At 65.0% G+C, this 20,301-nt stretch carries 19 protein-coding genes; 6 read left to right on the top strand and 13 right to left on the bottom strand.

Annotated elements, in window-relative coordinates:
- Positions 1 to 75 precede the first annotated feature (75 nt).
- Positions 76 to 984 (top strand): glycerophosphodiester phosphodiesterase family protein, encoded by a 909-nt coding sequence (locus MMSP_RS20785; protein WP_020788201.1) that lies wholly within the window; start codon positions 76 to 78, stop codon positions 982 to 984.
- A gap of 81 nt (positions 985 to 1,065) precedes the next feature.
- On the opposite strand, the gene MMSP_RS20780 is transcribed toward MMSP_RS20785, so the two are convergent.
- Genes MMSP_RS20780 through MMSP_RS20770 form a run of 3 tightly spaced genes read right to left on the bottom strand, consistent with a single transcriptional unit; the run spans position 1,066 to position 3,766 of the window.
- Positions 1,066 to 2,403 (bottom strand): acetyl-CoA hydrolase/transferase family protein, encoded by a 1,338-nt coding sequence (locus tag MMSP_RS20780; RefSeq protein ID WP_015356747.1) that lies wholly within the window; start codon positions 2,401 to 2,403, stop codon positions 1,066 to 1,068.
- Complete coding sequence (locus MMSP_RS20775) at positions 2,403 to 2,930, bottom strand: MaoC/PaaZ C-terminal domain-containing protein (RefSeq protein WP_015356746.1); 528 nt, start codon at positions 2,928 to 2,930, stop codon at positions 2,403 to 2,405. Before MMSP_RS20775 ends, MMSP_RS20780 begins: the two co-directional genes overlap by 1 nt.
- Positions 2,918 to 3,766, bottom strand: a complete 849-nt coding sequence (locus MMSP_RS20770; protein WP_020788200.1) for an aldolase/citrate lyase family protein — start codon at positions 3,764 to 3,766, stop codon at positions 2,918 to 2,920. Before MMSP_RS20770 ends, MMSP_RS20775 begins: the two co-directional genes overlap by 13 nt.
- A 105-nt stretch (positions 3,767 to 3,871) precedes the next feature.
- Between MMSP_RS20770 and MMSP_RS20765 the strand changes: the two genes are divergently transcribed.
- Together MMSP_RS20765 and MMSP_RS29405 are read left to right on the top strand one after the other, a co-directional pair.
- Positions 3,872 to 4,774, top strand: coding sequence for a LysR family transcriptional regulator (locus tag MMSP_RS20765; protein WP_020788199.1), 903 nt, complete (start codon positions 3,872 to 3,874; stop codon positions 4,772 to 4,774).
- The gene (locus MMSP_RS29405) at positions 4,734 to 4,934 is read left to right on the top strand and encodes a helix-turn-helix domain-containing protein (RefSeq protein WP_081435744.1); all 201 of its coding nucleotides are present in this window, start codon (positions 4,734 to 4,736) and stop codon (positions 4,932 to 4,934) included. Before MMSP_RS20765 ends, MMSP_RS29405 begins: the two co-directional genes overlap by 41 nt.
- Before the next feature lie 230 nt (positions 4,935 to 5,164).
- Here MMSP_RS29405 and MMSP_RS20760 read toward each other — a convergent pair whose 3' ends face one another.
- The 7 genes from MMSP_RS20760 to MMSP_RS20725 form a co-directional block, all read right to left on the bottom strand.
- On the bottom strand, positions 5,165 to 6,955 hold the full coding sequence (locus MMSP_RS20760) for a serine/threonine-protein kinase (RefSeq protein WP_020788196.1): 1,791 nt from the start codon (positions 6,953 to 6,955) through the stop codon (positions 5,165 to 5,167).
- Between the two features lie 350 nt (positions 6,956 to 7,305).
- Positions 7,306 to 8,466, bottom strand: a complete 1,161-nt coding sequence (gene embR / locus MMSP_RS20750; RefSeq protein ID WP_020788194.1) for an ATPase/transcriptional regulator EmbR — start codon at positions 8,464 to 8,466, stop codon at positions 7,306 to 7,308.
- A 336-nt stretch (positions 8,467 to 8,802) separates the two neighbouring features.
- Complete coding sequence (locus tag MMSP_RS20745) at positions 8,803 to 9,513, bottom strand: C39 family peptidase (protein ID WP_020788192.1); 711 nt, start codon at positions 9,511 to 9,513, stop codon at positions 8,803 to 8,805.
- A gap of 143 nt (positions 9,514 to 9,656) precedes the next feature.
- Complete coding sequence (locus tag MMSP_RS20740; protein WP_015356740.1) at positions 9,657 to 10,025, bottom strand: DUF4189 domain-containing protein; 369 nt, start codon at positions 10,023 to 10,025, stop codon at positions 9,657 to 9,659.
- Positions 10,026 to 10,108: 83 nt separating this feature from the next.
- Positions 10,109 to 10,849, bottom strand: coding sequence for an LppX_LprAFG lipoprotein (locus MMSP_RS20735; protein ID WP_015356739.1), 741 nt, complete (start codon positions 10,847 to 10,849; stop codon positions 10,109 to 10,111).
- A gap of 239 nt (positions 10,850 to 11,088) precedes the next feature.
- Positions 11,089 to 11,406, bottom strand: a complete 318-nt coding sequence (locus MMSP_RS20730; protein ID WP_020788191.1) for a DUF732 domain-containing protein — start codon at positions 11,404 to 11,406, stop codon at positions 11,089 to 11,091.
- Between the two features lie 231 nt (positions 11,407 to 11,637).
- A complete protein-coding gene (locus tag MMSP_RS20725) occupies positions 11,638 to 11,970 on the bottom strand; it encodes a DUF732 domain-containing protein (protein WP_020788190.1) in 333 nt (110 codons plus the stop codon).
- A gap of 720 nt (positions 11,971 to 12,690) precedes the next feature.
- Here MMSP_RS20725 and MMSP_RS20720 point away from each other — a divergent pair.
- A complete protein-coding gene (locus MMSP_RS20720; protein WP_036426797.1) occupies positions 12,691 to 14,496 on the top strand; it encodes a PE family protein in 1,806 nt (601 codons plus the stop codon).
- A gap of 65 nt (positions 14,497 to 14,561) precedes the next feature.
- On the opposite strand, the gene MMSP_RS20715 is transcribed toward MMSP_RS20720, so the two are convergent.
- Both MMSP_RS20715 and MMSP_RS20710 read right to left on the bottom strand, forming a co-directional pair.
- Entirely contained in the window at positions 14,562 to 16,484 is a 1,923-nt protein-coding gene (locus MMSP_RS20715; RefSeq protein ID WP_020788187.1) for an ABC transporter ATP-binding protein, read from the bottom strand.
- The gene (locus MMSP_RS20710; protein ID WP_020788186.1) at positions 16,481 to 18,220 is read right to left on the bottom strand and encodes an ABC transporter ATP-binding protein; all 1,740 of its coding nucleotides are present in this window, start codon (positions 18,218 to 18,220) and stop codon (positions 16,481 to 16,483) included. The genes MMSP_RS20715 and MMSP_RS20710 overlap by 4 nt, the downstream gene beginning before the upstream one ends.
- 192 nt (positions 18,221 to 18,412) lie before the next feature.
- Here MMSP_RS20710 and MMSP_RS20705 point away from each other — a divergent pair, with 192 nt between their 5' ends.
- On the top strand, positions 18,413 to 18,925 hold the full coding sequence (locus MMSP_RS20705) for a DUF3558 domain-containing protein (RefSeq protein WP_369797362.1): 513 nt from the start codon (positions 18,413 to 18,415) through the stop codon (positions 18,923 to 18,925).
- Positions 18,922 to 19,500 (top strand): DUF3558 domain-containing protein, encoded by a 579-nt coding sequence (locus MMSP_RS20700; protein ID WP_020788185.1) that lies wholly within the window; start codon positions 18,922 to 18,924, stop codon positions 19,498 to 19,500. The genes MMSP_RS20705 and MMSP_RS20700 overlap by 4 nt, the downstream gene beginning before the upstream one ends.
- A 59-nt stretch (positions 19,501 to 19,559) precedes the next feature.
- Here MMSP_RS20700 and MMSP_RS20695 read toward each other — a convergent pair whose 3' ends face one another.
- Positions 19,560 to 20,063 (bottom strand): histidine phosphatase family protein, encoded by a 504-nt coding sequence (locus MMSP_RS20695; RefSeq protein ID WP_036427462.1) that lies wholly within the window; start codon positions 20,061 to 20,063, stop codon positions 19,560 to 19,562.
- Positions 20,064 to 20,301 lie beyond the last annotated feature (238 nt).

Below are 20,301 nucleotides of genomic sequence, written 5' to 3'. Positions count from 1 at the left end.
TGACCGCGCATGGTTGACCCTCGCTGCGCAGCGGTGTGGCGCTGTAGGGCGGGGACTCGTGAAGGGAATCGACGAATGAGATCGGCAATTTTGGGTGCGGTCGCGGCGGTTGCCGTGCTGGGAGGCGCTTGCTGCGTGGCAGGGGCGGCGCCGTCCACTGCGGCTTCCGGGCCGATGATCATCGCCCATCGCGCGGGCGCGGCCGACTTCCCGGAAAACACCCTGCTAGCGATAACGAACGCGGTTTCATCCGGTGTCGACGGTGTGTGGCTGACCGTGCAGGCCAGCGAGGATGGGGTGGCGGTGTTGTACCGGCCGAGTGATCTGGCGACGTTGACCGACGGAGCGGGACCAGTGAATTCCAAGACCGCCGGGCAGTTACAGCAGCTCAACGCGGGCTGGAATTTCACCGAGCCGGGCGTCGACGGCTATCCCTACCGGCAGCGGCCTACGCCGATACCCACGCTCGAACAGGCAATCTCCGCGGTCCCGCCCGATATCGCGCTGTTTCTGGATCTCAAGCAGACTCCCGCACAGCCGGTGGTATCGGCGGTCGCGCGGGTGCTGAACCAGACCGGTGCGGCGGAACGGGCGACCGTCTACTCCACCGATGCGACCATCACCGAGGCAGCGGCTCAGCAGCATCTGCGAGTCGCCGAAAGCCGTGACATCACCCGCCAGCGACTTCTCGACATGGCGCTGAACCATCACTGTGACCCAGCGCCGGATCCTGGCAAGTGGGCCGGCTTTGAGTTGCACCGGAGCATCACGATCACCGAAGAATTCACGTTGGGTGTTGGGACCTCAAAGGTAGACGCGCAGCTATGGGACCCGGCCGCCGTCGAGTGCTTCAAGTCGGGATCCCCGATGAACGTCATGGGCTTCGCCGTCAAGACTGCCGACGACTACCAGCTCGCCAAGAAGGTCGGACTCGACGCCGTGCTGGTCGACTCACCTCGGGAAGCCCAACACTGGGCGCGATGAACAACGGGCCGCTGACGACGCCCGGCTCATCAAGCTGACTGTCCGGGCTGTCGTTGTTCATCATCGGTGCAAGGTTCCCTTCTAGATGAGGTGCATGTGTTGTGCGCACTCTGCTAGCCACGGTCGGTAGTCGGGATGCGCGAGCCCGATCAGCGCCTCGGCGCGGGCGGAACTCGACAGGCCCTTCAGATTGACGGTTCCGAACTCGGTAGCCACATAGTGTGTTTCGTTGCGCGGCGTGGTTACGGGTCCGGAAAGTCGCGGAACGATCTTGCTGATCGTCCCGCCGCGGGTGGTCGATGCGAATGCGATGATCGACTTGCCCCCGCGCGAGGCATAGGCGCCACGCACGAAGTCCAGTTGACCGCCCGCGCCGGTGAACTGGTGCCCATTGACATGCTCGGAGTTGCACGCGCCGGTTAGGTCCATCTCGATCGTCGAGTTCACCGAGACAACGTTGTCGTTGCGGGCGATCACCGCAGGATCGTTGACATAGTCGACGGGGTAGCTCTCCAACTTGGGGTTGTTGTCCATGAATTCGTAGGTCTTGCGATCGCCGAGTGCGAAAGTGAAGACGGCTGCGCCCCGATTGATCGCCTTGTGTCGCCCGGTGACAACTCCTCGGCGCACCAGGTCGGCCAGCGCAGGGGTGAATACCTCGGAGTGGATACCAAGATCGCTACGGTCTCTTAGCTGTTCGCATACCGCTTGAGGCAGTCCACCCACGCCGATCTGCAGGCAGGCTTGCTCGGGCACTAGCGCGGCAACATGGGTTGCGATGACCCGATCGAGCTCGCTGATGGGGCGTTGCGGCAGCTCGGGTAAGGGGGCGTCGTTTTCGACGATGGCGTCGACCTCATCGACGTGCAGCATCGAGTGTCCGAAGACTCGTGGCATGTTGGGGTTCACCTCGACGATGAGGTGGCGGGCCTGCCGTGCCACCGAACTGGTGTAGTCGTTGTTGGTTCCGAACGTGAAGTAGCCTTGCTCATCCATCGGGGAGACCGTCACGATAGTTGTATCGACAGAGATGGTTTCGGTGAATAGCCGTACCGCATTGCTGAACGAATTCGGAATGAACTGCACAACTTTGCGTCCGTCGTGTTCGCCATGGGCGATCAAGTCTCGCTCGGCGGCTTGCAGGAACATCGAGTTGGGCAGGAACCGCCCCATCAATTCGTAACGCAGTACGGTATCGGCCATCGGCCGCTCGGCGTGGTAGTAGAAGAGCCGGACGCGATCGATCTCGCGGCGTTCGGCGCGGGCCGCGAGAGCCTGGAGCAGCGCTGGTGGCTGGCAGGCGGCTTGGCCGACTGCCACCGCCGATCCAGAGGTGACCGCCAGTATGGCGGTGTCGGGATCGGCTAGCTTGGCGCGGTATAGGGCGGCGTGGTCCTTGACTGCTACGCAATTTTCCATCAGTAGTTCGCCTCACCCGCGGGTGAACCGGCACGTTTGTAGATCAGCATGGTGCGTTCAAAGGTCATCACGACGACTCCGTCCTGGTTGGTCCCTTGGGTTTGAACCGACACAATGCCTTGGCTCGGACGACTTTTCGACTCGCGTTTGGCGAGCACGGTGGAGCTGGCGTAAAGCGTGTCGCCTGCGAAAACGGGGTGGCAGGCGCGAACGTTGTCCCACCCCAGATTGGCAACTACCTTGGCGCTGACGGTCCGAACACTCATCCCCGTCAGCATCGCGATGGTCAACGTGGAATCGACAAGCATCTTCTGCCACTCGGTAGCTGCCGCATAGCGTGCATCGAAATGCACGGGCTGGGTATTCATGGTCAGCAGGGTCATCCAGATGTTGTCGGTGTCGGTGATCGTTCGGCCTGGTCGATGCTCGAAAGTGTCGCCGACGACGAAATCATCGTAGTACAAGCCCGCGGTTTCCCGGTACACGCCGGGCGCGACTTCCCGATAGGCCGAAATCAGCTCATGCATGGTTCCTCCTCGTTCACACCCTGAGCTCTGGCAAGGATGCCGCGCGCGCGGCGGGCCATCGCCTCGTCCACCATTCGACCGCCAACGGACCCGGCGCCTGCGTGAGCAGACTTCAATACCTCGCGTGCCCAATTGATTTCGGATTGACCGGGAAGAAATCCGGAATTGATGAGCGCTACGTGATCGGGATGGATTGCCGCCTTCCCGGCGAATCCTTCTGCGACGGCCTCGCGGACGGCCTGGCGCAGTCCGGGTATGTCGTCGATGTCGAAGAACGGGGCATCGATGACCGGTATCTTTGCGGCGGCGGCGTGGCTGAGGATGGTGCTGCGAGCATGTCGCACAATGGCGGCGGACGGTTCTGCGCCTAGGTCGGCTGCCATGTCGGCGCTGCCGAAGATGACTGCGTCGACCAGGCGCGGGTCGAGCGCGCAGTCCGGATTTGCCGCCACAACAGCGGTTTCGGCGGTCGCGATGAGTCGAGTTGTCTTCTGTGACTGCCGAAGCAGGCGTTTGACCAGGCCGATCTCGGCCGCGGACTGCACCTTTGGGAGCATCAGAAAATCTGGGTCGGCCGCAGAGTCGAGCAACGCGGTGAGGTCCCGCCAGCCATCCAGGGTATCGGGTGCATTGACCCGGATGGCCGCCATCGTCTTGGCCGGCGTTGTGGTGCAAAGAAAATTCAGCGCGTCCCGGCGAGCCTGCGCCTTGTCGCGGGGGGCCACCGAGTCCTCGAGATCGAGGATGAGTGCCTCGGCATGCACCGCTGCCGCGGCCAGGTAGTGCTGGGTTTTGGTTGCCGGTGTGAACAACAAACTGCGCGGAATGGGTTTCATCTTGTGGTCTCCTCGGGGTCTACGACCACGCTAGGAACCAACCAGGTTTGCGTCTAGCGCAAGGTTTCGAAGAACTGTTCAGTTTTGCGCAAGTATCCTGGGCCGGTGGAGCTCTATCAATTGCGCTACTTTCAGGCCGTTGCGGAATGCGGCACGCTTCGGGGCGCCTCCGAGCAGCTCTTGGTGTCGCAGTCTGCGGTGAGTCGTGCCATCACGCTGCTCGAGGCTGAGATCGGCGTGCAACTGTTCACCCGGCGAGGCCGCACCAACGAGCTCAATCGATATGGACAGGCTCTACTGGTGGGCAGCCGGCTGGCCCAACGCAGCGTCTCTTCGGCAATCGACAACGTGCGTGAGCTCGCCGGTGTCAGCGGCGGGACGGTAGCACTGGGCTTTCTTCACTCCCTGGGGATGCAGACGGTGCCGCATCTGATTCGCTTGCATCACAGCCGGTTTCCGCAGGCGCGGTTCGAACTGCATCAACGTTCCGGTCAAGGTGTGCTCAGCGACCTGGTCAGCGGTGTTACCGATGTGAGCTTGAGTTTTCCGGCCGCCTTCGAAGGCTACGGCGAGATAGCCTGGCAGACGCTATTCACTCAGCAACTTTATGCGGTGGTCAGCACCGATCATCCACTCGCCGGTCGCCGGCTGATCAGATTTCCTGAACTGGCCGCCTATCCGTTCGTGGTGCTCGACCGTGACCACACTTTGCGTCGCATCGTTGATGCGGCGTGCGCCCGCCACGGCATAGATCCGACCCCGGCGTTCGAAGGGACCGACGTCGGGACGCTGCGTGGCTTGATCGGAGCGAATCTCGGGGTCGGGGTGCTGCCGCAGGCGACGGCAAGGCCCGCTGACATCATCGAAATCGCGATTGATGATGCGCAACTGGTCAGGCCCATCGCGATCGGGTGGATCGCGGACAGATGTCTGCCTTCGTCGGCGGTCGCATTCCGCGAGACAGCGCTTGGCTGCTACGGTCACCGGGTTTCTGCGGCGGGAGTATAGGTCGAAGGTCCGCGGGGTTCTCGATGCATTGACCCCTGCCGAGCCGGCACTGACTCTCGCCGAAATCCATTCTCGCACCGGCTTTCCCGCGTCTACCGTGCACCGACTGGCGGCGAACCTGGCAGACCTGCCGGAGCGGTTTCTCGTTTACCGCCGGTAAGCGTGACGAAGGTGCCGCCGGACTGTCCGCGCCGGTGTTCGATGATCAGCGGACCCAGCTTCCGGCTGCCCCGCAGCGGGCCCAAGGGTCGCTCGCCGACGTGCTAAGCGCCGCGGCGCAAGCCACGAGGATGCTCGGCGGTCGCCTGCCCCACTAGTGGGGCACGGCCGTCTGTTCCGGAACGCCACCCGGCGACCGCAGCGCCGATCGGCGCACCGGCGAGGAGTGGTTCACCCGTACTTCGCCCACCAGGTGTGGAGTTCGTCGAGGGTGGCCGGGTCTCCGAAGGCGTCGCTGAGCATCAGCTTGTCGTCGTTGCTCCAGATCACGTTCGGGTGGTTCTTGTAGGTCCCGCAGGCGATCATTCCGGCCGTCACGTCCGGTGTCCGGTCATAGTGCCACCCGTCGGGAGACGGGCCCTCGCCCGGACAATTGTCCAGATCCACCGCGGCAATGTCGTCGTTGAAGGCCTGCTTGAGTGCTTCCAGACTCGGGAACAGCCCATAAACAGCGCGACTTGGTCCGCCATCGTTGGTGTTCTGCCCACAGTTGTACATCGCCACCGCCCCCGTCCAAACGCTGTTGGGTTTGGGCGTGGTTGCGGTGCAGACACCACTGGCGTAGCCCGACGGCAGGTAACTCAGCAACCGGGCCTGAGGGTCACCGGCCGGGGTGGTCGTCGTCTCGGGGCTGGTGGTCTCCGGTTTGGGGGAAGTAGTGGTGGTGCTGCCCGTAGTGCCGGGGCCCGCTTTGGGGGTGGAGTCGGAATTGGTCACCAGCCAGACGCCGATCCCGCCAACGATGAGGACAAACACCAGTGCGGCAACGCCGGCAACGATCGGCCAGGGATTGCGTTTGGGTGGTGGCTGGTTCCACGGCGTCGGCCCGACGGGTTGTTGCGGTGGCGTGCCTGGCGGCGTGCTTGCCCAGCTGCCGCTTTGGTAGTACTGCGGGACTTGGGCCGGTTGGTGTGCGGCCGGGATGGGACCGCTCGCGGGCGCCCACCCGGGCTGCCCGGTCGGTGCGGACTGAGGCAACGGCCCCGAACTGGCCGGATCGGCATACGGCATGGCCGGTGGCGGGGTGACGGCGGGCATGGTCGGCGGTTGGGGGGTGATCGCGGCGGTGCCGGGCAGCGTGGATTCCCGACTGCGCCGCAGGATGTCGGCCGCGTGGTCCTGATCGGGGTTGCTGAGTGCGTCATGGGCGGCGCGGGCTAGATCCCCGGCGCTCGCATAGCGTTCCTCGGGCTTTTTTGCCATGCCGCGGGCGATTACCGCGTCGAAGGCCTTGGGGATCCCCGGGCGCACCGTGCTTACTTGCGGGACAGGATCCATCAAGTGGGCGGTGACCAGCGTGCCTGCGCTGTCTGACCGGTAGGGCGGGGATCCGGTAAGGCACTCGAACAGCACACATGCCAGCGCATAGATGTCGGCGCGGTAGGTGACCTCTTCGTTGGCGAACCGCTCGGGCGCCATGTATTTCCAGGTGCCCACCGCGGTGCCCAACTGGGTCAGTTTCTCGTCGCCGGTGGCGCTGGCGATCCCGAAGTCGACCAGGTAGGCGAAATCGTCGCGGGTGATCAGGATGTTGGGCGGTTTGACATCGCGGTGCATGACCCCGTCGGCGTGCGCGGCGTCCAGCGCCGAGGCGATCTGGGTGATGATGGCCACCGCACGTGGCGGGGTCAGGGGGCCGAAGCGCTTGAGGATGCTGTCCAGGTCGGTGCCCTCGATCAGGCGCATCTCCAGGAACATCTGCCCGTCGATTTCGCCGTAGTCGTGGATCGGCACCACGTGGGGTTCCTGCAAACGTCCGGCGATGCGCGCTTCGCGTTTCATCCGCTCGCGAAACACCGGGTCTTTGCTGAATTCGGTGGTCATCAGCTTGACCGCCACTGTCCACTCTTTGACGGTGTGCTCGGCCTCGTAGACCTCGCCCATGCCACCCCGGCCCAGGAGCCGTTTGAGGTGGTAAGGGCCGAACATCGACCCCACACGCGAGTCTGGCGCCTCGCCCATCGCTGACCTCCTCAACCCAACCCGAATCCTGGCGACTTTATCAACAGGCCCGACGTGTCGTCCCGAGTCCAATCACCGGCCCAGCAACCATTGACGGTAAGCCCTCGCTAGTCGGCTCGCATGAAAGGCCACATCGCCCGGGTTCGCGGGTGCCGACCGGTCGCGGTCAAAAGGTGGGACGGCGTCAGTGGGGCAGCCGGGCTGGTGCGGCCGGCCGGAACGGCCGCGGAGACGGAGATGGCTTTGGCCAAAAGCCTTGTCGCGATCTCGGATTGCGTCGCAGGCCAGCCCGTCGAGCAAGCGTTGCGCGCCGAAAAGCATTGCTAAACAACCCGGTTGGATGAGCTGGCTCACCGGGGGTTTCGCGCGGTGAGCTGGAAGGTGAATTCGTGGTCGCAGATACGGATGTGGTCGCCATCGTTGAGCGTGACGGCGCCGCGGATCCGCTGGTGCTGTACATGCACTCCGTTGGATGACCGTAGGTCGTTGATGATGTAGTTGGTTCCGGTGTCGATGATGACGGCGTGGTGGCGGCTGACGTTCGCGCTGTCCAGGACGATGTCGTTGTCGCTGAGCCGCCCGATTCGGGTTGCCGCGGTCCGAATCGGGTAGTCGTGACCCGACGCGATGGTGTGCAAGTAGGCGACGGCCTGCTGGCCCGACACCATTGTGCGCTGGTCGAGCACCGTGACTGTGCCAACGGCGGTGGACTTGGCGTTCATCTTGGCGTCGAGTGGTTCCTGACGCAGGATTCGTTCATTGAGGGCCCGCAGGGTCGGGCCGGGATCGATGCCGAGGTCTTCGGCGAGGGTCGTCTTTACCCGGCGATAGGCACCTAGTGCGTCGGATTGGCGATCGGTGAGGTAGTAGGCGGTGATCAACTGCGTCCACAGCGGCTCGCGGTAGGGATGCTCGGCGGTCAGCGCTTCAAGTTCGGTGATCACCGCGGCCGCCCGGCCGCAGGCGATTTCGGCTTCCGCCTTCGCGGTATGGGCAAGGATCTTATCCTCGACCAGTGCGGTGGCGAACGCGTCGACGAACTGAAAGTCTCGCAGGTCGTCGAGTACGGGTCCACGCCATTGGGCCAACTCCCTCGACAAGTGCTGGCTGGCCTGCTCGAATTTGCCGGCTGCGGCCGCATGCACGCCGGCGGTCTTCTCGGCGATGAACCTCCCCAGATCGCACGTGCTATCCGGGATGCTGAGCCGGTAGCCCGGCGGGGCGGCGGCCAGCATGGCCCGTGGATCGATCCCGGTGCCGCTGAGAAGCTTGCGCAGATTGGACACGTAGGAGTGAATGCTGGCCCGCGCCCCCGCCGGCGGCCACTCCTCCCACAGGGCGGTGATCAGTGAGTCGACCCCGACCGGCCGGTTGCGGTTGATCACCAGCATGGCCAGAACCGCGCGCTGCTTGGGTGTGCCCAGCGGCACCAGCTCGCCGTCGATAGTCATCTCCAACGGTCCGAGTAGACCGAATTCGAGACGTTTGTCCACCATTGCGCTACCAGCCATTCCGGGTCCTCCGCGGCTTCACTCGCGTTCGCATCCCTAGCAGTCGGGTGTCATTACTGGTTTGTCGTTACTGGTTATTGTGGTACCAAGTTCGCCGATGCGGTGAGAACCGGGGATCCCGGCACGTCGGCGAGGTGTCGGGGCCGTCCGGCATCGGTGTCGGCCGTTGGTTCTGGCCGCAGATGGTTACCACGATGGCCGTTGAAATGCCCGCGCTGCCAAGACGATCACTGGTATTGCATGCGAATTGTCTTGGTGTGCTTGCGAACATGCCCGTGCGGGCGGCCGGTCCGGTGCGTGTGCACCGGGTGGGCCGCCCGCGGTGGTGATCGATGGTCAATTGCTGGCTTGGGTGGTCACGGCCATGAAGTCTTGGCTGGTGGCCCATGCCTGCATGAACAGGGCCATCGGGACCTGCTCGTCGCGCCCCTCGTCGCTGCCGCTGTCGTTGAGGTGCACGACCCCGTTGGCGGTGTCGACAACGGTCACGACCACCGCGTGGTCAGAAACCGGGTTGCCGGCCTCGTCCTTGTTGTCGATGGTCACGCCCCAGATCATTTCGGCGTTGACACTGACGATCACCGCGCGACCGTTGCCCAGGTGGTGCTCGAGGGCCTCCATGCCGGTGAGGACTCCGTTGCTCGGGGCGTTGTCCAGGTCGGTAAGAACAGCGTCGATGCCGTAGTGCGCCAGCAACGTCGCGATGTCGGCCTGGCTGGTGCCCTGGCCCGAGTTCGGGTTCTTGGTGTCGGCCGGCTTGGTGTAGATCGACCCGGGGTGCACGGCGCTGGGGGTCGTCTGGGCCACCTTGATTATGGCCTGCTCCGAGGGCTCCTTGCCGGTCACCTGACCGACCACGTCGGCGACGGCCATGATGAGGCAGTCGTCGTATTTCTGGTAGCGCCAGTACTTGGCGGCAGCCGCTGGGTCGCCGTACATCGTGCCGGACGCTGCACCGGCCGGGCTGGCCAGTCCCAGTGCAACGGCACCGGCGGCGATCGCGAAGGTGGCTGTCTTGAGGGCGGTGGCGATCTTGTTGATCTTCATCGTCTGTCCTTTTCTCAGTTCCGCGGGTGCGGAGTGGGCGTTGAGAAAAGGTTCTTATGTAGGCCTTTTTGTTATCTCCACGAATTCTTGGGGTGATCTGCTGCCCGCCGGTCGACGGTGGTCATCGCATGGGTCGGGCAGGTTCAGTTGCATGCCCAGGTGTCGATGTAGCCGCCCCCGAGCTTGCTCAGCGCGTCTTTCATCGCGGCGCTCAGGGTGGGCCCGACACCGCCTTCGAAAGTCTTGCCGTCGGCAGCCACCGCCCCACAGGCGGTGAAGGTGGTGAGCACTTTGCAGTCGGAGTAGCCACATAGTTTGACGGCGGTTGCTTCGGCGGCCGCTCGGGTCGGGTAGTGCGACGCTCGTCCCCAGGAGCCGTCGCCGGAGTAGGCGATCGCGCCGTATTGGTCGGCGGCATCAGCGACGGGTGCGAGCGTCAGGGTAGTTGCCGTGGCGGTAGCCACACTGGCGACGGCCACCGCTAACCGCCGCCGACGGGAGATCGTCGTCATTGGTGAGTCCTTTCCAAGTGCCGGTGCTCCGGCGGTTTCAACGGCTTGCGATGAACTGCGATGAACTGCGCTCACGACAATGGCTAGACCGGCTTGGTTGCGGTGACCTGCTTGCCCCAGTCGGACATGGTCAGCGTCACCGATGTGGCCGGGGTCGGCAGGATCTTGATCTGCACCAGGTGAGAGGACCCGTCGGTAGCTATCCAGACGGTGGTGGGCACCGTGGTGACGTCCGCGGAGGTAAGCCGCGAGCCGGCAAGCGTGGCGATGTCGTCCGCGGCCGAGTTCCCGGTGATCTTGGTGGTGGCTACACCGTTCACCTGCTCGCTGCCGGTGACGGATGCTTCCTTGAGGTTGGCCAGCAGGTTGGCCAACCCCTGGTTGGGGTCAAGCAACACCGAAACGTTGTAGATGGATGCCCCGTCACCGAAATCGGTATATGTGCCGGGCTGTCCCAGGTCCGAATACAGATGACCGTCGACATAGACGAACTTCGCGTCCTCTTGTTTGTTGCCGACGAGCATCGTCGCGCTTCCGGTGGCCACGGTCTGCGGTGAGTTGGAAATGTCGCCCTCGAGCTTGGTCACGCGCAAGTTCGGCACGTCGCCGTCCACCGTGAGGTTCACATGCATTCCGGTGACCTTGCGCATGGCCTCGGCGGCCTGCTTGAGGATGGTGGCCGCCTCGGCGCTACTGGTGGTGACGGTGGTGCCGGTGGCCGTCCCGGGTCCGCCGGAACCACCGTTGCTCGAGCAGCCCCCGATCGCGAGCACGACTGCCAGTGTGACGGCGGTGGCGACAACGGAACGAGGCGGATGCTTCATCGGAATTCTCCTTATGTTGGCCCACGGCATTGTCCTGCTTAGCAATCTGTGAGCGGCACAGTCAACAATCCATCACCGAACTCGAAGGGCCCGAGTGGGTGTGAAAGTTTTGGGTGCAGATCCTTGCGGGCACTGGGATTGCGGATCCGCCGGCAAGTCCCCAAGCTCCGCTTTCGGACCGGAAACGACGGATGCGGGGATCCGGAAATCAGGATCCCCGCACGCCCGGTCGGTTGGTCCTAGGTCAGCTGGCTGGCGTATTCGGGGCAGTAGACCTTGGTAGCGTCCACGACGAAGTAGGCCGCTTGCTTGGTGGTCAGGTTGGTCTGGCTGAGGATCTCCTCGGCGATGTCGGTGCCCGTCTTTCCGTTGGCCAATTCCTGGCAGACCTGGTGGCCCTGGCGCACGGCCGACTGAGTTGAGGAGAAGGTGACGCCGACTCCCTTCATCTGGGCGATGAAGGTCTCGTCACCGGTGCTGGCGTTCGCGGCGCCGGCGCCGGCGATGGCGAGGCCGATTGCGGTGGTGATGGCTGCGGTGATGCGCGGTGAGAACATGGTGGCGATCCTCTGTCGGTGATTTTCCGTTGGTGATTTCACCTTGAGGCCGGCGCCTTGGCGGATTCTAAATAAGTTCTTGGCAAGTTCTTGGCGCCCGTCCGCCAACCCGCCTTGGCGATGATCGGCACACTGAGATTGGTTTGAAAAGCACTGTTGCATAATTGAACTCGCCGATAGCAGGCCGAAGCGGGGATCCCGGGCCGGGATCCCCGCGTGGTTGGCGAAGGGCTAGGCGAGCTGGCTGGCGTACTGCGGGCAGTAGTCCTTGATGGCGTAGACCACGAAGTAGGCCGCTTGCTTGGAGGTCAGGTCGGTCTGGCTGAGGATTTCCTCGGCGATGTCGGTGCCCGTCTTGCCGCTGGCCAATTCCTGGCAGACCTGGTGACCTTCCCGGTCGGCCGCCTGAGGTGAGGAGAAGGTGACCCCGACCGACTCCATCTGTGAGATGAAGGCGGCGTCGTCGGTGCTGGCCGCAGCGCTGCCTGCGGTCGCGATGGCTAGCCCGACGGCGGCTGCGCCGATTGCGGTGGTGACGGCTGCGGTGATGCGGGTTGAGAACATTGCTGAGGTCCTTTGCTCTGGTTTCCCTGGCTGGATGACCCCAGCATCGGGCCGGCCGCTCCAAGGATTCTCAACAACTTCTTGGCGCACTCCAGTGGTGGCGTCGCGGCGGCTGCGCGCCGGCATCGTGGCTAGCCCGCGCGAGCTCGATCCGCGCCATTGGCCATATGCCGCTCCCGTTGCCGGCATTGGGCTGTAGCGCTGCACCGTTGACCTGGATCACGATTTCGCGGCCGCTCCTGCGTGGTTCCTCCCGGCAAATGCCCTGATGGATCTATAAGCAAGGAGAGCAACCGAATTCTGGTGGTAGGCGTTGTGTCCGACCGTGAAAGTTGCGGTGCTCGGCACAGTTAGTCTGGCTTCGGCGTGGACGATAGTGGACGTCAGTGTGGCTCTATGCGAGCAATTTTCGCGTTTGATGGCTAGGCGGCGAAATTGGGCTGTCTACGGTGTCGACTGCGGTTGGCGGTCAGTGTGGCGCAATGCGAGTGGTTTTCGAGTTTAGCGGTTGGAGTGCGAAGTATCTGCTGGTCACAGCCTGGATGGCTTTCGTGGCCAATGTTGCTGAACGTGAATGCTTTTCACCTTTTGTGTAGCGATGACAAGTTAACCAAAATGCGACATATGTTGCGTAGGAAGACGGTACGATTCGCCTCGACGCATCGTGCGAAGAAGACAGCGTGGCTGCTGGGGTGAACACGAGCAGGTGGGAGGGTTGTGATGTCGTTTGTCGTCGTCTCGCCAGAGGTATTGGCGGTGGCGGGCAGGGATCTAGCAAGCATCGGCTCGGCGATCAGTCAGGCTAACGTCGCCGCCGCGGTGCCGACCATGGGCGCGCTGGCCGCGGGTGCCGATGAGGTGTCGGCGGCGGTCGCCGCAGTGTTTTCCGGACATGCCCAGGCCTATCAAGCGCTCGGCGCCCAAGTGGCGGCGTTTCACGACCAGTTGGTAACCGCCCTTGACGCGGCTGCGGGGAAGTATGCAAGCGCGGAGGTCGCCAACGCCTCGCCGTTGCAGGCAGTGCTCGACGTGGTCAATGCGCCCGCCCAGGCGCTGTTGGGGCGCCCGTTGATCGGCAACGGCGACGATGGGGTGGCGGGGACTGGACAGAGTGGAGGCGACGGCGGGATCTTGTACGGCAATGGGGGCGACGGCGGCTCCGGAGCGTTCGGCCAGATCGGCGGTACCGGTGGAAGCGCGGGGTTGATCGGCGCCGGCGGAACAGGTGGGGCCGGGGGGGCTTGGCGCGGCCGGGGTGCCGGTGGCAACGGTGGCTGGCTGTTCGGCCAGGGCGGGGCCGGTGGGATCGGCGGTAGCGGTGCGGCCGGGGGTGCCGGCGGCAACGGTGGGTGGCTCTACGGCGACGGCGGTGCGGGCGGGCAGGGTGGTGCGGCCGCGGCGGGTATCGGTGGCGGCGACCCCGGGCAAGGGGGCAACGGTGGCAACGCCTACCTGTTCGGCAACGGCGGCAGCGGCGGGCAAGGCGGCACCGGCCTGGCCGGCGCGGACGGCGTGAACACCTCTAACGACACAGCAGGCCCCGGCGCGTGGGGCAACAACGTTACAACCTCGATTGGCGATGCCAACGGCGGTAACGGTGGCAGCGGTGCCGATGGGGGCTCGGGGGTGACCGGAGGCACCGGTGGGGTCGGCGGGTTCGCCATCAATGACGGCAGCGGTGACGCCTATGGAGGTTTCGGCGGGACCGGCGGCAACGGCGGGGCTCCTGGAGCTTCGGGCGGCGATGGAGGACTGGGCGGGCCTGCCGTCACTTCCAGCGGCAGCGCCTATGCGGGTATTGGCGGGACCGGCGGCAATGGGGCCAGCGGCGCTTCCGGTGGCACCGGCGGGACCGGCGGCGGCGGCGGGGGTAACGGTGGTCGTGGCGGGATATTGGTCGGCGACGGCGGCATCGGCGGCATCGGCGGTACCGGGGGCACCGGGGGCACCGGGGGCACCGGCGGCATCGGCGCCACCGGGGGCGCCGGGAGGACCGGCGGGGTTGGTGGTTCCGCCGGCTCGACTGACGGTGGCGTGGCCGACGCCAATATTGGCGGCGACGGCGGCATTGCGGGCACCGGCGGCGACGGCGGGACCGGCGGGGTTGGCGGGGTTGGCGGCAGCGGCGGTGCCGGCGGGCTGCTGTTCGGAAATGGCGGCGACGGCGGTGCGGGTGGCGACGGCGGAGTCGGTGGTACCGGTGGGAATGGCGGAGTTGGCGGTGACGGCAGTTCGTCTGGCACCGGGGCCGGCGGCTCTGGCGGCGATGCCACGGACGGCGGAACCGGGGGCGACGGCGGCTCCGGCGGAGGGTTCGGCACCGGCGGTGCCGGTGGCACTGGCGGGTGGTTGATCGGTCACTCGGGTACCAACGGCATCGGTGGGACTGGCGGTGCGGGCGGCGCCGGCGCTGTCGGTGGCGACGGTGGCGTGGGTGGCGATCCAGGCGTCGGGACAACCTACAACGGCATCAGCGGCCATAACGGCGTGCAGGGCGGTACCGGCGCCGACGGCGCAGCGGGCTGACCCGGTACGGTTACCGCGCGCTTTGGCGCCACCACCGCCAGCGGGGCTGCATCGCCAGAATCGTTCTAGGCCCGCGTCATGGCGTAGTAGGCGCCCCGGTTGGCCAGCAGCTCCGCGTGGGTGCCGTGTTCGACGATCTGGCCCGCCTGCACCACCAGAATCTGGTCGGCGTCACGAATCGTCGAAAGGCGATGGGCGATGATGAAGCTGGTTCGATCCCGGCGAAGTTCGGCGGTTGCCCGTGCGATGAGCAGCTCGGTGCGGGTGTCGACCGAACTGGTGGCCTCGTCCAGGATTAACAACTGCGGGCGGGCAAGAAATGCGCGGGCGATGGTGATCAGTTGCTTCTCGCCGGCGCTGATGTTGCTGCCGTCTCCGCTGATCCGGGTCTGATAGCCGGCCGGCAGCATGTGGACGAACCGGTCGACGTAGGCCGCTTTGGCGGCTTGGATGATGTCGTCCGGGCTGGCCTCCGGACGCCCGTAAGCGATGTTCTCCGAGATCGTCCCGTCGAACAACCAGGTGTCCTGGAGCACCATGCCGATGTGCGACCGCAGTGACCGCCGGCTCACCGTGGTGATGTCGATTCCGTCGACCAGGATGCGGCCGGAATCGACCTCATAGAACCGCATCAGCAGGTTGACCAGCGTGGTCTTGCCGGCACCTGTCGGTCCGACGATCGCCACCGTGCTGCCCGGTTCGGCCACCAGTGACAAGTCGTGGATCACCGGATGGCCCGGGTGATAGGCAAAGTTCACCCGCTCGAACTCCACGCGACCGGTCAGGGTCGGGGCGCGGCCGGTCCGGCTGACCGGCGGTTGCAGCGCCGACGCGGGGTCGGCGGCTTCTTCGGGTTCGTCGAGCAGCTCGAACACCCGCTCTGCGCTGGCCACACCGGACTGCAGGCTGTTGTACATGGCCGCCACCTGCGACACCGGTGTGTTGAATTGCCGGACATATTGAATGAACGCCTGCACGCTGCCCAATGTGATTTGACCGGTGGCCACCTGCAGGCCCCCCATCACCGCGACCGCTACATAGCCCAGGTTGCCAATGAACGTGGTCGCCGGCTGCACCAGGCCAGAGAGCAGTTGGGCGCCGAAACTGGCCTGGTAGACGTCATCGTTGAGGTTGTGAAACTGCTCGCGTGCTGCGGCCTGGTGGCCGAAGGTCTTGACGACCGTGAAGCCGCTGTAGGTCTCTTCGATGTGTGCGTTGAGGCGTCCGGTACTGGTCCAATGCGCAACGAACAGCCGTTGTGAACGTCGGGTGATCGCTCGCGTCACCAGCAACGACAACGGCACGGCCAGCAGGGTGATCAGTGCCAGCAGCGGCGAGATCCACACCATCATCGACAGCACCGCGACCACGGTCAGGATCGCGGTCACCAGCTGGCTGATCGTCATCGATAGCGACGACTGAATGTTGTCGATGTCGTTGGTGACCCGGCTCAGCAGTTCGCCACGCTGACGTCCGTCGAAGTAGGACAGTGGCAGCCGGTGCAGCTTGTGCTCGACGTCGGCGCGCAACGCTGCCACGGTGCGCTGCACGGTGACGTTGAGCAACCGGGCTTGCCCCCAAATTAGCAGGGAAGCAATGAGATACAGGGCCAACGCCAGTGCGAGGGTTCGTACCACCGCACCGAAGTCCACGCCTTGGCCGGGGGTTACCTTCATTCCCGACAACAGTTCGGCGAAGGTATTGTCACCGCGGGCCCGGGCGCCGGCAATCGCTTGCGCCTTGGTGATTCCGGCGGGCAACTGGCGTCCGATCACGCCGTTGAACAGCAGATCGGTGGCGTGGCCGAGGATTCGGGGAACGGCCACCCCGATCGCGGTGCCGACGATGCCCAGGGCGATCACCGCAAGACTGCGCCGTCGTTGTGGGGCGAGCCGTTTCACCAGCCGCGTCGCCGAACCCCAGAAGTCGCGCGATCGGGTTGGCGCCGGGGCGCCGCCTCGGGGTCGCTGGTTGAGTGCCGCGGTCACGAGACGCCCCTGATGTCGGCGGTCACCGACTGCGAGACGGCAAATTCGGCATAGGTGGGGCAATCGATCAGCAGGGAATCGTGAGTGCCCGCCCCGACAACTCTGCCATCGTCGATCACGATCACTTGATCGGCCTGTGCGGCAGTCGAAACGCGTTGTGTGACAATAATAATGGTCGACTTTGTGGCAAGTTCTCGCAGCGATGCGCGGACCTGCGCATCGGTGTGCACATCAAGGGCGGAGAATGCGTCGTCGAACAGATAGACCGCGGGTCGGCCGATGATCGCCCGGGCGATCGCGAGTCGTTGACGCTGCCCACCGGAGAAGTTGATCCCGCCCTGCGCGACACGCATCTGCAGGCCGTGCGCCCGGACGAATTCCTCTGCGGCCGCGACCCGCAGCGCCTCCCACATCTCTTCGTCGGTTGCGTCGGATTTGCCGTAGCGCAGGTTGTCGGCGACGGTGCCGGAGAACAGGTAACCGCGCTGGGGCACCAGCCCGATCGCCGCCCACAACCGCTCGGTCTGGTAGTCGCGGACATCAATCCCGTCCAGCAGCACGGTGCCGCCGGTAACGTCGTAGAGCCGGCAGATCAGCGATATCAGCGTCGACTTGCCCGAACCGGTGCTGCCGACAATCGCGGTGGTGGCTCCCGGCGGTGCCGACAAGGAGATGTCTTGCAGCACCGGGCAGTCGGCGCCGGGATAGCTGAAGGTGATGTTTTCCAACCGGACCGCGCCGGTGATGCCGGCAGCGGGGAATCTGGGGTGTTGCGGGTTGTTCAGTGCGGCGGGAGTCGAGAGCACCTCGGTGATGCGCTCCGCGCACACGGCGGCTCGCGGCAGCACCACCAAGGTCATCGTTGCCATCAGCACCGCCATCAGAATCTGGGCGAAGTACGACAGAAATGCGCTCAGCGAGCCGACCTGCATCCGGCCTTGGTCGATCAGCAGGCCACCGAACCAGATCACCGCGACGCTGGACACGTTGATCGTCAGCGTGGTCACCGGCAGCATCAGCGCCTGCCAATTGCCGGCCCGCAACGCGGTGCTCGCCAACGCGGTGTTCGCCTGGGCGAACCTGTCCCGCTCGAAGGGCTCCCGAGTGAACGCGCGAACCACCCGGACGCCGGACAGCTGGTCGCGCAGCACCCGGTTGATGCCGTCGATCAACGCCTGCATGCTGCGAAACAACGGCAGCATGTGGGTCATGATCCAGTAGTTCGCCAGCGCCAAGATCGGAACGCTGACCAGCAGCAGCCAGGTCAGCGCGGCCTCTTGATGAACCGCCATGATGATGCCGCCGATGCTCATTATCGGCGCGGCCACCAGCACGGTGGCAGTCGTCTGCACCAGGAACACAATCTGGCGGACGTCGTTGGTGCTGCGGGTCAACAGCGTCGACGCGCCGAATCTGGCCGTCTCGCGTTCGGAAAAGGTGATCACATGCTCGAACATCGCGGCGCGCAGGTCGCGGCCGAAGCCGGTCCTGGTGCGGGCTCCGAAGTAGACGGCACCCACCGCGCACAGCACCTGTAGTCCGGTCACGCCGAGCATCACCACACCCAGCCGGATGATGGTGTTGGTATCGCCCTTGGCGACTCCGTCATCGATGATCGCGGCGTTGACCGTGGGCAGGTACAGCGAGGCCAGGGTGCTGATCAGCTGCAGCGCCATCAGCGCGGCGACCAGCCGACGGTACGGCCGGATGTACTGGCGCAGCAGTGCCAGGAGCATGGGGTAACTGTCGCATACCGTGTCGGCCCGGTGCTGGGGCCGGCCGCATCGGCCAGGACGAAATGCCTGATCAGGTGGCGTGTCGGTGGTTGACCCGCGGGGCTGCGGCTACAGTGCATGCTGTGACCAGCAGTAGAGAGGTAAGCGGTGCGGCGTAATTTGACGACGCTGGCCCTGGCTGCGGCGGCATTGATGGCTCTGAGTCCCGCAGTTGCAGGGTGCTCCAATTCCGGTGACAACAATCCCGGTGCGACGGCTTCGTCGACCCCGGGCAGCTCCGAGGGCCGTCACGGACCGTTCTTTCCGCAGTGCGGCGGTGTCAGCGACCAGACAGTGACACAGTTGACCAGGATCAGTGGCCTGATCAACACGGCTCAGAACTCGGTGGGGTGCCAGTGGTTGGCGGGCGGCGGCATCATGGGCCCGCACTTCTCCTTCTCCTGGTACCGCGGCAGTCCAATCGGTCGTGAGCGCAAGACCGAGGAGCTCTCCCGCGCGAGTGTCGAGGACATCAACATCGACGGCCACAGCGGCTTCATCGCCATCGGCAACGAGCCCACCCTGGGCGACTCGTTGTGTGAGGTAGGGATCCAGTTCCAGGACGACTTCATCGAATGGTCGGTGAGCTTCAACCAGAAGCCATTCCCGCCGCCGTGTGACGTCGCCAGGGAACTCACTCGTCAGTCGATTGCGAACTCGAAATGAGCGGTGGGATGCGTCGTGGATCTCGGCGCGGTAATGGTGCAGGCCTGCGCGCGGCGGCCGTGCTGCTGGCGGTGCTGGTGTCGATAACCGGCTGCTCGAGGTCGATTTCGGGCAACGCCATCAAAGCGGGCGGGGGTGGGGTCCCACGCAACAACAATTCCGAGCAGCAGTACCCCAACCTGCTCAAAGAATGTGAAGTGCTGACCACCGACATCCTGGCCAAGACGGTGGGCGCCGATCCGCTCGACATTCAGAGCACGTTCGTCGGCGCGATCTGCCGCTGGCGGGCGGCCAACCCGGCCGGGCTGATCGACATCACCCGGTACTGGTTCGAGCAGGGCAGCTTGAGCAACGAACGCAAGGTGGCCGAGGGACTGAAGTATCAGGTCGAGAGTCGCACCATTCAGGGCGTCGACTCGATTGTGATGCGACCCAATGACCCCAACGGCGCATGCGGCGTGGCAAGCGACGCCGCCGGAGTTGTCGGCTGGTGGGTCAATCCTCAGGCCCCCGGTATCGATGCCTGCTCGCAGGCCATCAAGCTGATGGAGCTGACGCTGGCCACCAACTCCTGACTGGCGGGACACCCGGGGATGGGTGCTACCCCCGGGTGTCCGCGTCGGGCGACGGTTCGCTAGCGCGGCACGTGGAACGTGATGAGGGCAGCGCCACCGAGTTCGAGATCTTCCCAGCGGCCGGCCACCTGCAGCACCGCAATCGCCGACGTCGGGAATTTCGCCGAGAGCCGTTCGGCGGCGGCAGCGTCGGTGCCGGTGGCGCCGGCGAGGCCCAGTGCCACCTCGGACATCGTTGGCTCATGCCCGACGACGAGCAGGGTCGCGACGTCCTCGCCAATCCGGTTGATCTCGCCGATCAGCGTGCCGGGCACGGCGCCATAGAGCCGCCGGGAATAGTGCACCGGTGCATCGATACCGCTGCGTGCCAGCGTCTCTTGGGTACGGATCGCGGTGGAGCACAACACCTCGTCGACGGCTGGCGCATTGCCGCGCAGCCAGTCTCCGGCCAATCCGGCCTCGCGACGCCCGCGCGGTGCCAACGGTCGCTCATGGTCAGCCACACCAGGCGGATATTGGGATTTCGCATGCCGCATCAACAACAGCGTGTGCCGGTCACTCATTCGGCCCACCCTAAGGCCAACCGGGTTGGCGGCACCGACGCGCGTGCGAATCATCAGCTCGGTGGCGAACACCGTGCGCACTTCGCCGCGCACCAGATGGCGACCCGCTCTGCGCTGCCCGCGATGCGAATGGATGTTCGACTACGGCGGGCGGCGTGGGTCCTCGATCCCGTGCCGACCGCTTGCGAGCCGAACCTGCCGGGCGAGGTCCCGCGTCTTGTCGGTGCCCAGACCTACA

The sequence above is a fragment of the Mycobacterium sp. 012931 genome (assembly GCF_000419295.1).
Classification (GTDB): domain Bacteria; phylum Actinomycetota; class Actinomycetes; order Mycobacteriales; family Mycobacteriaceae; genus Mycobacterium; species Mycobacterium marinum.
Note: the sequence above shows the minus strand (reverse complement) of the source record. Positions and strands in the feature narration are given on the sequence as shown.